Source organism: Paenibacillus tundrae (genome assembly GCF_036884255.1).
In the GTDB taxonomy this organism is placed as follows: Bacteria; Bacillota; Bacilli; order Paenibacillales; family Paenibacillaceae; genus Paenibacillus.
In genome coordinates this window covers 823517-836705 of record NZ_CP145605.1, presented here as the reverse complement: position 1 = coordinate 836705, position 13189 = coordinate 823517, and the positions used below count along the sequence as shown (strand labels likewise).

Sequence of the window (13189 nt, the reverse complement as noted above, 5' to 3'; positions counted from 1 at the left end):
AGCTCACTGCTTTAAAAAGAAAGAAAACCCGATCCATCATCGGATCGGGTTCAACCTTATGATACATCCACTCATCCGTGGATATCATGCTGTCACAACAACGATTATGCTCGAATGCCGTGATCCTTGTTGTTCAGTTTCTCCAACAACTCGTTCATGTCTTCTTCGCTCATAGCCCCGCCACTAAAGGCAACGAGAGCACGTAGCGGCATATATTTCATCATGGCATCCATCATATCTGCATGGTCTCCAGCATCGTCACCGCCAAAGCCGCTTGCTTCCTGGAATTGCTTCAATGCCTGCTCCAGTAGCTTCTTATTGGCAGGATCGCGCTGAATATCGCCAAGTGTACTATTACGTGTATACGTCGGGATAAAGGTCGCCGTCGATTCTACGGTCACTCGTGTGTGTAAATGAATGTCCCGTGAAGAACTTCCCACCTGAATCTCGAACTCTCCCGTCTCTACATGCCAATCCTGCATGTCCACATTATAATAAGCGAACGAGCGCTTATCCAAGGTGAAGCCAATCACCTTCGATTCACCTGGCTCCAGCTGAATTTTGGCGAATGCCTTTAACTCCTTGGCTGGACGAATAACAGTGCTCTCTACATCACGGATATAGAGCTGTACGATTTCTTTACCGGCTCTGTCCCCTGTGTTGGTTACACGAACACTTACCTGTACCTCATCCTGATCCGTCAGTTTCGTCCGATTCACGGTGAGATCAGCATATTCAAACGTCGTATAACTCAGACCGTATCCAAATGGGAACAAGGGATCAATCTGCTTGGTGTCATAATATCGATATCCTACAAAAATTCCTTCACGGTATTCAACCCGATCACCTTCACCCGGGAAATTAAGATAAGATGGATTATGACTAAGCTGCGCAGGGAATGTCTCTGCCAGTTTACCCGATGGATTTACCTCACCGTATAATAGAACAGCAATTGCACCACCGACAGCTTGACCACCTAAATATGCTTCAAGCACAGCTTGTACCTTCGGCAACCATGGCATTTCCACAGGTGACCCGTTACTTAGGACGACGATGACACGTGGTTGTACCTTAGCTACCTCTTCAATGAGACGGATATGATTGTCTGGCAAGCGCAGATGCGAACGATCATACCCTTCTGATTCATAGCGGTCTGGCAGTCCTACGAACACAATTGCCGTGTCCGCCGCCTGAGCCGTCTGAATCGCATCAGCCATCAATGACTCATCTACATCATCTGCTTCAATTCGGTACCCTGGTGCGTAGGTGAGCTTCACCTCTTCACCCGCCACACGCGTCATCTCATCCACAATATCATCCACTTGGGTTGGATTAATATGAGAGCTGCCACCTCCCTGGAAGCGTGGTTTACGTGCAAAGGCACCGATAAGTGCAACAGAACCTTCGCGTTGTAGTGGTAAGATGCCCTCCTCATTTTTCAGCAAAACCATACTCTCCGAAGCGACCTTCCGCGCAAGCTGATGATGCTCCTCTTTGTCATATGTTGCATTTTCCTTCTTATGATCCACCGCTTTGAAGATCAGTTCAAGCAATCGCTCCACTGCCCGATCCAGCTTCTCCAGAGACAGTTCACCGTTCTCTACAGCATCAATGACCTTACGTTCACCAATTCCGCCGCTTGCCGGCATCTCCAGTTCCATTCCTGCCGCCAGAGCATCCGCACGTTCGTTCACAGCACCCCAGTCTGACACAACAATGCCTTCATGACCCCATTCGTCTTTGAGAATATCCGTAAGCAGCCACTCATTCTCACCCGCATAGGTTCCATTGACCTTGTTATAGGAGTTCATTACCGTCCACGGCTGAGCATCCTTCACTGCACCCTCGAAGCTCGCAAGATAAATCTCACGCAACGTTCGTTCATCTACAATGGCATCAATCGACATGCGTCGCTCTTCCTGATTGTTCACAGCAAAATGTTTCAATGACGTGCCTACACCCTGACTCTGTACTCCCTTAATATGACCCGCGGCCATACGTGTGGACAACAAGGGATCTTCGGAAAAATATTCAAAGTTACGCCCACCTAGTGGTGAACGTTTAATGTTAACACCTGGCCCAAGCAGTACGGCAACGTCCTCCGCCTGACATTCCTCCCCTAGAGCAACGCCGACCTGACGCGCTAACTCGGTGTCCCATGAACTTGCCAGTCCTGCGGCGGATGGGAAACACGTTGCAGGCACACTTGCTGTCAGTCCCAGATGATCAGCACTGGAATCCTGCTTACGTAATCCATGGGGCCCGTCCGTTACCATGATGGATGGGATACCGAGACGCTCCACCCCTTTCAGATGCCAGAAATCGAGACCTGAGCACATGCCCGCTTTTTCTTCCAAAGTCATCCGCTGTACCAATTCTTTGATGTTTCGTTCCATAATAACCCCTCCAGTTCATGATCTGTTATATAAGATAAAGGATACATCCTTTCGTAATGCACTTTCAAATGTTTACCCCATTCGCAACGTTTACATAACGGTTATCCCTATTCTTTTGTACAAAAAAGAAAAACAGCCTGATCTCTAAAGATCAAGCTGTCTAATCAACGCTCTCTCTGAGCATTAGTTCCTACTACCGAAAATACTGATATTACCGATACTAATAAAGCCTCATACCTGAGACGCAAACCATGCTGCTGCAGCTTCTGCCTCGGTACGTGTAAGCTGATGTCCCTGACGCTCCCAGTGCATGTGGACTGTTGCTCCAGCTTCGCTTAGCAAGCTCGCCAGCTCTTCGGTTTCCCTTTTAGGCACGATAGGATCATTCTCTCCTGCTCCAATGTATACAGGCAAGCCTTTCAGATCAGGCAGCTCAAGTCCACGCAGTGGTACCATAGGATGATGCAGAATGGCTCCTTTGAACACATCCGCCTGATGGAAGATTAGGCTTGCAGCAATATTGGCTCCATTGGAGTAACCAAGGGCAATGACATTCGAGCGGTCAAAGCCATATTCTACAGCTGCTGCATCAATGAACGCGCCAAGTTCTGCTGTCCGTGCGATCAGATCTGGTTCATCAAATACACCTTCGGCTAAACGACGGAAGAAGCGAGGCATACCGTTTTCAGATACATTTCCACGTACCCCCAGAATACCAGCTCCAGGTGCAATCATCTCAGCCAGGCCGACTAGATCATTTTCCGTGCCTCCTGTGCCGTGAAGCAAGAGCAATGTAGGTGCATCAGGCTGTGAGCCTGCTTTGTAAATATGTTTCATTGTATTGGTCATGATTTTGCGTCTCCTTTCCATTCCCGTACTTGAATTGGTGGCAACATCTGTTCAATCTGTTCACGTTGTGGTTCGTACCATTCAGGCAACATTAATTTCTCACCCATGCTCTCCTGTGGTTCATCCCGTGCAAATCCTGGAGGATCGGTAGCCAGCTCGAACAGTATACCTCCTGGTTCTCTGAAATACACGGCGTTGAAATACTGACGGTCAATGACCGGCGTTGGATAGTAGCCTGCTTGCTCCAGATCTTTCTGTACTTGTTCATGCTCTGTGTAGTCTTTAGCACGCCATGCAATATGGTGTACCGTTCCAGCTCCACCGATCCCGCGCTGGATGCCTGTCGATTGAATGTCGATGAGTTGACCGATGTCTCCTGTGGCACGTAGACGAATAATTCCATCCTCTTCACCGACTTGCTCCAGACCAAGCATCGTTTCCAGCACATCAATTGTTTTTTCAGGTACATGAGTGAATAATACCGCACCTCCAAAGCCTTTGATCGCGTGCTCTGGCGTTACACCATTAAATGTCCACTGGCTAGGCTGACCTTCTTCACGTTCAACCAGTTCAAGCAGCAGACCGCCTTTATCGAAGAAACGAATGTACTGCTCGCCAAACCGTGTTTTATTTTCAAAAGGAATATCGAATGAAGCAAGACGCTCTTTCCAGAAAGGCAAGCTGCCTACCGGAATCGCATAGACCGTTACCCCTGTTTGACCAGAACCAATGACGCCTCTTCTTGCATTCTGCTGTGGGAAGAACGTGATGATCGTTCCAGGCGCTCCGCCTTCATTCCCGTAATACAGATGATACACATCGGGTGCATCGAAGTTAATTGTTTTTTTCACCAATCTCAGAGCCAGTACACCGGCGTAAAAATCAACATTTTTCTGTGCATCGTCTACAAAAGCGGTAACATGGTGAATTCCTGAAGTTCTGAACATAACATCCACTCCCTTAGTTTAGTTGGTTTTGGTTGAGCTTTCTTGGCAGATTCATTTATTCTCATTGCAATTTGTTTTGTTGCTATTTGTTCTAATTGCGTTTTACTGTTTAATTTTGTTGCTGTTTCATGGTTTCTTTTTTTGTTATTTATCTTTAATTTAAGATTCTTTAAATTTATATTAATCCATCCCCATCCAAATTGCAAGCATTTATTTTAAATTTAAGATTTATTACTTTTATATCTATCCTTCGGGCTAGTTGTCCATCTTCTTCAATATAATTTGTCCAAAACAAAAAAGACAGATTCCCGATTCAATCGGAAATCTGCCTTAGCTTGCACTACTTCTCAATTACGGGATACCCGGTTCTAAAGAAGTTAAATCTTGAATTTCAATTAGACCAATTTCAGCCTTTTGGGTGGATTTACGAGATCCTTGTGTTCGTATTCATCCTTGATATCGCCAACGATTTCTTCCAGAATGTCCTCCATCGTAACCATACCAACCGTCTCACCTTGCTCGTTATGCACGGCAGCAATATGAACACGGCTCTGTTGCATCTGAATAAGAACATCCTTAATTGGGGATTTCTCCGAGAATTTAGGCATATCATGAACAAAATTATTCATGCTGGACTCTCGTCCTGCCGCCACACTTGTCAGCATCTCTTTTGTATTAATAAATCCGATAAAATGAGATTGATCTGCTCCTGCTACAACAGGATAACGTGTATATTCATGCTGGTTCAGAACCTCGATCATGCGATCAATAGGCATTCCCTTTTCCAGCGTAACGATTTTTTCTCTGCGAATCATAATCTCTTGTAAGAGACGTTCATCAAAAGCAAAGATATTTTTCAGATAGTCGAGCTCAGTCTGATTAATCTCTCCACTCTCATAACTCTGAGCTACAATGAGCTTCAACTCCTCTTCGGAGTGAACGGTATCGTGCCCTGCCGGCTTAACTCCAAAAATACCAAGCAGAAGACGGGCAGCACCATTAAGTGCGTAGATGAACGGGTTCATGATCTTACCAAACCAGTACAAAGGTGGTGCGAGCAACAGAGTCATGCGCTCAGCAAATTGAATTGCAAGCGTCTTAGGTGCCAACTCACCAATGACAACGTGTAAGAACGTGATGATCGCAAGCGCAATACCATAGGAAAGCACAGTAGATAACGCTGCTGGTACGTCTAAGCGGTCAAACAACGGATGTAACATTTTCTCTACGGTAGGTTCACCCAATGCCCCTAACACGAGAGCTGTAATCGTAATCCCCAACTGACAGGCAGAGAGGTAGTAGTCCAGATCATGTGCGACCTTCTTAGCAAGAACTGCTTTCTTATTTCCCTCAGAGATCAATTGATCTATTCGAGACATTCGGACTTTGAGAATTGCAAATTCGGCTCCTACGAAGAATGCAGTCAGTCCGATAAATACCGCGACCAAAAATAAATTCAAGGCTATTATTCCGTCCAATGATTTCCCTCAGATGAGGGATTCACCTCCAAGTAATTTATATTTCATGTGTTGAACTCCATCATTCAAGCATTCACTTTAAAATGGCCTTAATCAGATACACTGCTGGTCGGAACCTCAGCTTCTGCCCCGTTAGTACGCTCCAGTAGTACCTGCTTGATCTGATAATTATCGGTTTCAACGACCGTCCAGACATAGTCCCCGTGCTCCACGGTATCTCCGTTGTCAACGCGAACTCCCTTTTGGAACTGAATCCAGCCTGCAACGGTATCCATCTCTTCATTACCCTCAAAATTCAAGCCAAACTGTCTCTCCAGTTCGTCTAATAGGACACGACCATTAATGAGATACTGGTTCTCACCCGTCTCTTGGATATCTGCCACTTCGTCGGCATCGAATTCGTCACGAATTTCACCAACGAGCTCCTCTAGAATATCCTCCATCGTCAGGATTCCCGACGTACCCCCATATTCATCCACGACTACAGCCATATGCACTCGTTCTTGCTGCATCTTGATCATCGCATCCTGGATTCGGGTTATTTCCGAAACGAAAGGAATTTCACGAACAAAATGCGAGAGTTGATATTCTCTGCGAGTAACCATGTCAGGCAAAATCTTCTTTACGTTGACCATACCGACAATACGGTCTTTATCGCCCTCTTCGACGACAGGATAACGCGAGTAGTTGTGTTCATCTAGAATCGGAATGATCTCATCGTAGACCATCTCCTGATCCAGTGTAACCAATTCTGTTCTCGGTACCATAATATCTTTAGCAACGCGCTCATCGAACACAAAGACATTTTCCATGTAAGAAAGCTTGGTTCGATTCGTCTCGTCGCCTTCATAGCTTTGACTCATAATTATCTTGATCTCATCTTCCGAATAAGCCTGTTCGTGACCTGCTGGTTTTACACCGAATCCGCGAAGAATAACACGGGATGTACCATTTAGCGCCCAGATGAAAGGATACATAATCTTACCGAACCAATACAGCGGCGGTGAGAGCAGCAACGTCAATTTTTCCGAAAATTGAATTGCGAGTGTTTTGGGTGCCATCTCACCAACAACAACGTGAAGGAATGTGACTAGAATAAAGGCGATTGCATAGGAAGCAACCGACGATACGGCAGGCGATACACTCAGATATTCGAATACCGGATATAATAGTCTCTCCACAGTCGGTTTACCCAATGCACCAAGTCCCAGAGCCGTAACGGTAATACCAAGCTGACAGGCCGATAGATAATAATCCAAATCGGATACGACTTTTTTCGCAAGAACAGCCTTTTTATTGCCTTCCAAGATCAGTTGATCCACTCGTGACGTACGAATCTTAACAACTGCGAACTCGGATGCAACGAAAAATGCGGTTAATCCAATCAAGATAACTAGTAATGCTAAATTAATAATGGTAATTATGTCCAATGATTTCCCCGATTCTCAGGGATTCACCTCCAGAAATAGTTACAGCGTTATCCATTAACCTTGTTAATTCCATAACAGCTGATATTGTTAACATGCTTCTTTCCACTGCAATTTCATGCGTATATAAAATCGATAATGATGAACTTACACAGGCTAACCATGGCTTTGTAAGTTGCAAAAACAGGAACTAAGGATGTCGTAATCCAATCAAGAAACCTTTGTACGCCAAACAGGGTTAACCCTAATGCTGTCAATGGTTTCCCCGATTTACTCCACCTTAATTCTCCATTTGGACAGTTTACAATATCGCCTTCCCAATAGATATCCACCTCCCTTCTTGTTCATTCCTGTTTCAGAAAAGTATACCACGTTCCACTCCCAACCATCCAGTTGCACGTTATGGTTTGGCGTAGTTAACCATATGTATTGTTCACAGAATAGTCTATATGTATGAAGATTCATCCATCTAGGGCGTGTCTGAAAACTCCGAAGGACGCAGATTTTGCCGAATTTTCGTTCCAAGCAAGGAAGTTTTCCGCAGGCGTGCCGAGGCACGTCAAGGGAAAATGACGCAGCAGGGGGCGAAAAGGCGGTAAAAGATGCACTTCAGCGAGTTTTGAGACACGTCCTAATTGTTTATTTATACAATTACTACCCTACACATTTATTCCTTAAACACCTTTAATTATGCTATATCAGTTGAACCATTGAACCTGCTATAACGAGTTTAAATGTGAGCTGAGTGGTCTCTCCCAGTTTCATATAATCAGTATACGCAACAAAAGGCTCGCAGGATGCATACACTTTGCTATCAGCGTATTTCCTACGAGCCTTTAATATTCCTTTGTTCTATTAAACTAATGCTTTGGCAGCGATATCAGACCGTTGATGTTTACCCTCAAACCGAATGAGTTCGGCTTGCGCGTATGCTTGATCTCTGGCTTCACTAATGTCTGCACCTAGACCAACAACACCCAAGATCCGTCCACCATTCGTTACCCATTCACCCGATTCATTGCGTGCTGTTCCTGCATGGAACACAATAGCATCCTTGGCTTCATCCAACCCTTCAATCCGTACAGCCTTAGCATATGGACCTGGATAACCACCTGAAGCGAGTACGACACATACAGCCGCTTCATCGCTCCAATCAATCTCGATCTCAGCCAGCTTGCCATGAACCGTTGCCCAGAAAATGTCGAACAGATCTGACTTCAGACGTGGCAATACAACCTGTGTCTCTGGATCACCGAAACGGGCATTGAACTCGATCGTTTTAGGTTTACCATCAGGTGAGATCATCAGCCCTGCAAACAGAACACCCTGGAACGGACGCCCTTCGGATACCATCGCTTTCGCCGTAGGTTTGATAATGGTCTCGACCGCTTCTTCAATAATAGAAGAATCAATGTGTGGCAATGGTGAGTATGTACCCATCCCCCCAGTATTAGGCCCCTGATCGTTATCGAATACAGGCTTATGATCCTGAGCTGCAGCCATGGGACGAACCGTTTCCCCATCAACAAAGGCGAGAATGGACATTTCCTGACCGGCAAGGAATTCTTCAATAATAACCTTGGCACCAGCCTCTCCGAATACCTTGTCCACCATAATGCTGCGCAGCGCCTGATCCGCTTCTTCCCGTGAATAAGCTACAGTTACACCTTTACCTGCCGCAAGCCCATCCGCTTTGATCACCACAGGAATGGATTGCGCATTCAGATAAGTCTGTGCTTGTTCATAATTATCGAACTTCTCGTAGGCCGCAGTTGGAATGTTGTACTTATGAAGCAGATCCTTCATGAATGTTTTGCTACCCTCAATCTCGGCTGCATTCCGACGTGGGCCAAACACTGGAATACGTGTGTCGTCAAATGCATCAACAATACCATCTGCAAGTGGATCATCTGGTCCAATGACAACCAGACCAACCTTTAGCTCTACAGCCAGCGCGGTTAGTTTATCGAATTCATGCACCCCGATTGGGTGACATTCGGCTAGCTGTGCAATACCTGCATTTCCCGGAGCACAGTGAATTTTATCTACCTTTGGGCTCTTCGCCAATGCCCAGATGATCGCATGCTCACGGCCACCGCCGCCAACTACCAGAATATCCATCACTTCGTTTCCCCCTCATGAATGATGTTCGTTAATACAGATTGAATTATAGTTATTTACACTGACCACTCCGATGACAGAACAACCCTACGATCGCTGTTATCCCCAGATTTTTCTGATTCGTTTTTCAAAGGGAAAATCCGGGGGTAGCTTATGCTTCCGATGTAGCTTTCTGTAGAAAGAAAGCTTTCAGCCGAACGCTTCGCTTCTTCACGTTATTTCTGTCCTCTCCGCTCTTGTGTAAATGTTTAGTTCAATCTATATATGTTAACTGATCTATTATCCTATCCGTTTTTCTCCCAAAACGAGGATGAACAAGCGGATTCGCTTGTTCATCCTGGTTGGTATTACCGTGTAATCTTAGTGTTTGAAGTGACGAACGCCTGTGAACACCATAGCGATACCGTACTCGTTTGCTACTTTGATCGACTCTTCGTCCTTAATCGAACCGCCAGGTTGAATCACGGCTGTAATGCCTGCTTTGGCAGCCAGTTCAAGGGTATCTCCCATGGGGAAGAATGCATCGGATGCTAAGATTGATCCCTTAGCTTGCTCGCCAGCCTGCTCAATCGCAATTTTGGCTGCACCAACACGATTCATCTGTCCAGCGCCAACACCTACAGTCATGTCATTTGCCGCGAGTACAATCGCGTTAGACTTCACATGTTTAACCACTTTCCAGCCAAACAGCAGTTGTTTCAGCTCTTCTTCGGAAGGTGCACGATCTGTCACTACGTTCAATTCACTAGCTTCAATGGAATGTACATCCGATTGTTGTACAATCATACCGCCATCGATGGATGTCACCACGAATTGGCTCTCACGATTGCGAGCCGCATTCAATTCGCCCGTTTTGAGCAAACGAATGTTTTTCTTCTTCGTCAAGATATCAAGCGCCTCTTGTGTGAAATCAGGAGCCAGGACGATCTCAAGGAAAATCTCACTCAATTTAGCCGCGGTATCACTATCGATAATGCGGTTAGCTGCAACAATCCCACCAAAAATCGAGGTTGGATCTGCTGCGTATGCTTTGCTATAAGCTTCATAGATGCTCTCGCCGACACCTACGCCGCAAGGATTCATATGTTTTACTGCCACTACAGCAGGCTCTTCGAATTCTTTTACGATCTGCAATGCTGCGTTGGCATCATTGATGTTGTTGTAGGACAATTCTTTACCGTGCAATTGCTCCGCTGTCGTTAATGTATCCTGAGCAGCGAGCGGTTTGCGGTAGAATGCCGCCTGTTGATGTGGATTTTCGCCATAACGCAAATCCTGGAGCTTTTCGTAAGTAACGGTCAAACGCTCTGGCAGTGGATCACCATTCACATTGGACAGATAATCAGAGATAAGTGCATCATAAGCCGCCGTATGACGGAAAACTTTTGCCGCAAGCCGTTTGCGTGTTTCCAGCGTAGTATCACCACTGTTACGTACTTCCTCCAGCACTTGGCTGTAGTCAGCAGCGTCTACAACAACACTGACAAAAGCATGGTTTTTGGCTGCCGAGCGGAGCATAGTTGGACCACCAATATCGATGTTCTCGATGGCATCTTCATACGCCACATCCGGTTTTGCAATGGTCTCCTGGAATGGATACAGATTAACAACAACCAAGTCGATGTAGCCTAAGCCGAGTTCTTCCATCTGACGTGTATGTTCTTCGTTGTCACGAACAGCAAGCAATCCACTATGAACTGCGGGATGCAATGTTTTGACACGTCCGTCCATAATTTCCGGGAATCCAGTTACATCCGAGATTCCGATAACAGGTACGCCTTCCTTCGACAATAGGCTGCTTGTGCCCCCTGTCGAAATAATCTCTACACCCATTTGCGACAGCTCGCGGCAAAAGTCCACGATGCCTGTTTTATCCGATACGCTGACCAGCGCTCTTTTGATACTCACAATATGCTCCTCCTTTAATGTCCCATAGCTTCGCGTTTCATGACGAAACACAGCCGATTTATTTCCCGAGAAATATCACAAAATGCGTACCAATATTCGACTTCTGTTATATATGTTAAACCATAGTGTTTACACGCAACACTCCGATGACAGAACAACCTTTCAATCGCTGTTATCCCCAGATTTTTTTGATTCCCTTTTCTCAAAGGAAAAATCCGGTGATAAAGGCGAGCGCTTCGCTTTTCCAGGTTTTTTCTGTCTTCTCCGTTAACGTGTAAAAAGAGGCAACTTATATCAAACCGGTTTGTTAACGGTAACGTGGCGTCCGTTTAATTGGATCAGACCTTGAGCGAACCAAGAGACAACTTCTGGATACAACTGTTGTTCGGCAGCGTGGATAGAACGACTGATCGTTTCCGCCGTATCCCCGAGCAAAACCGGTACTGGATGCTGGGCAATAATAGGCCCTGTATCCATACCTCCATCCACAAAATGAACAGTCACACCTGTAATCTTCACACCGTATTCTATTGCTTGCCCGACAGCATCTTTGCCAGGGAACGCTGGAAGAAGAGAGGGATGGATATTAATCAATCGTCCTGCATACCGATCCACCACGACTGAAGTGAGCAAACGCATATATCCGGCAAGAACGACCAGATCTATATTTTTCGTTTCTAACACTTCAACGATCTCTTTCTCGTAGGCTTCTCGTGAATCATAATTCTTCGGGGTGAAGAGATGGCAATCCACGCCAGCATCCTGTGCCCGCTGCACGACACGTGCAGCAGGTTTGTCACAGACCAGCAGTTCAACGGATGCATTCAGCCCCCCGTTCCGCACTGCATCGACCAATGACTGAAAGTTACTCCCTTCACCCGAGGCAAATACAGCAATCCGGTAATTCGTCATTAAACATCCGCTCCTGTGAAGGTTACTCGCACATCTCCTTCGGTAACACGGCCAATGATGTACGCTTCTTCACCAGATGATTTCAGTTGTTGCAGAGCTTCCGCGGCATCAGCTTCATTAACAACCAGCACAAGACCGATCCCCATGTTAAATGTTGTGAACATATCACGGTTAGTGACATTGCCCTTCTCTTGTAACAGGTTGAAGATCGGCAGGATTGGCCATGAGCCGTAGTCGATATCCACGTTTACGTTACTTGGCAACATCCGTGGGATGTTCTCAATAAATCCACCACCAGTGATGTGAGCCATACCTTTTACCTTTACATTCTCCAGCAAGGACAACAATGGCTTCACATAAATCTTCGTAGGTTCCAACAGCGCATCGCCCAGCTTACCACCGAGCTCCTGCACTTCGTCCTGCAAACTCAGTCCAGCTTGCTCCAACAGCAACTTACGTACCAAGGAGAAGCCGTTACTGTGTACACCACTGGATGCAAGTCCAATCACCGTATCGCCAGGAGCGATGGTTGTACCGTTGATGATTTTTGCTTTATCCACAATACCTACGGTAAATCCGGCAATATCGTACTCACCTTCACTGTACATCCCCGGCATTTCAGCCGTTTCGCCACCAATCAGTGCACAGCCGGACTGATGACAGCCTTCTGCAATCCCCGCAACAATCGCTTCAATCTTCTCTGGAATGACTTTGTCACATGCCAGATAGTCGAGGAAAAACAATGGCTCTGCGCCCTGTACGACAATATCATTCACACACATGGCTACCGCGTCAATTCCAATCGTATCGTGGCGATCCATAGCAAACGCGATTTTCAGCTTCGTTCCTACGCCGTCTGTACCGGAAACAAGTACCGGCTCATCATACTTGTCCTTGTTCAAGCCGAACAGAGCACCGAATCCACCCAGGTCTGTCATGACTTCCGGACGGAAGGTACGTTTCACATGCTTTTTCATCCGTTCTACCGCTTCGTTGCCTGCCGCGATATCGACGCCGGCGTTTTTGTATGCTTCTGACACTACCATCGCACCCTTCATCTGGTTCTATATTTCATTCCAAATATCGTATTTATTTAAGTTCAACTAATGAATGTTTACACTTGCCACTCCGATGACAGAATAACCTCCGAT

The 13189-nt window shown here is 46.1% G+C and carries 9 protein-coding genes; all 9 read right to left on the bottom strand.

The features are described 5' to 3' along the window. Window positions 1-104: 104 nt before the first annotated feature. The 9 genes from V6W81_RS03780 to purM all read right to left on the bottom strand — a co-directional run bounded on the left by V6W81_RS03780 (window position 105) and on the right by purM (window position 13078). Window positions 105-2396 (bottom strand): beta-glucosidase family protein, encoded by a 2292-nt coding sequence (locus V6W81_RS03780; RefSeq protein ID WP_338541599.1) that lies wholly within the window; start codon window positions 2394-2396, stop codon window positions 105-107. A 231-nt stretch (window positions 2397-2627) separates the two neighbouring features. Continuing rightward, the gene (locus tag V6W81_RS03775; RefSeq protein WP_338543931.1) at window positions 2628-3233 is read right to left on the bottom strand and encodes an alpha/beta hydrolase; all 606 of its coding nucleotides are present in this window, start codon (window positions 3231-3233) and stop codon (window positions 2628-2630) included. A gap of 8 nt (window positions 3234-3241) precedes the next feature. Further along, entirely contained in the window at window positions 3242-4192 is a 951-nt protein-coding gene (locus V6W81_RS03770; protein ID WP_338541598.1) for a ring-cleaving dioxygenase, read from the bottom strand. A 395-nt stretch (window positions 4193-4587) separates the two neighbouring features. Next, window positions 4588-5670, bottom strand: coding sequence for a hemolysin family protein (locus V6W81_RS03765; protein ID WP_145053260.1), 1083 nt, complete (start codon window positions 5668-5670; stop codon window positions 4588-4590). 89 nt (window positions 5671-5759) lie between these two features. Further along, window positions 5760-7100: a hemolysin family protein gene (locus tag V6W81_RS03760; RefSeq protein ID WP_145053258.1), complete on the bottom strand. Its 1341-nt coding sequence runs from the start codon at window positions 7098-7100 to the stop codon at window positions 5760-5762. Window positions 7101-7952: 852 nt separating this feature from the next. Beyond that, window positions 7953-9218 (bottom strand): phosphoribosylamine--glycine ligase, encoded by a 1266-nt coding sequence (gene purD, locus V6W81_RS03755; protein WP_338541597.1) that lies wholly within the window; start codon window positions 9216-9218, stop codon window positions 7953-7955. Window positions 9219-9578: 360 nt separating this feature from the next. Continuing rightward, entirely contained in the window at window positions 9579-11126 is a 1548-nt protein-coding gene (gene purH / locus V6W81_RS03750; protein WP_338541596.1) for a bifunctional phosphoribosylaminoimidazolecarboxamide formyltransferase/IMP cyclohydrolase, read from the bottom strand. Window positions 11127-11420: 294 nt separating this feature from the next. After that, complete coding sequence (gene purN / locus V6W81_RS03745) at window positions 11421-12038, bottom strand: phosphoribosylglycinamide formyltransferase (protein ID WP_338541595.1); 618 nt, start codon at window positions 12036-12038, stop codon at window positions 11421-11423. After that, a complete protein-coding gene (gene purM / locus V6W81_RS03740) occupies window positions 12038-13078 on the bottom strand; it encodes a phosphoribosylformylglycinamidine cyclo-ligase (protein WP_338541594.1) in 1041 nt (346 codons plus the stop codon). Before purM ends, purN begins: the two co-directional genes overlap by 1 nt. Window positions 13079-13189 lie beyond the last annotated feature (111 nt).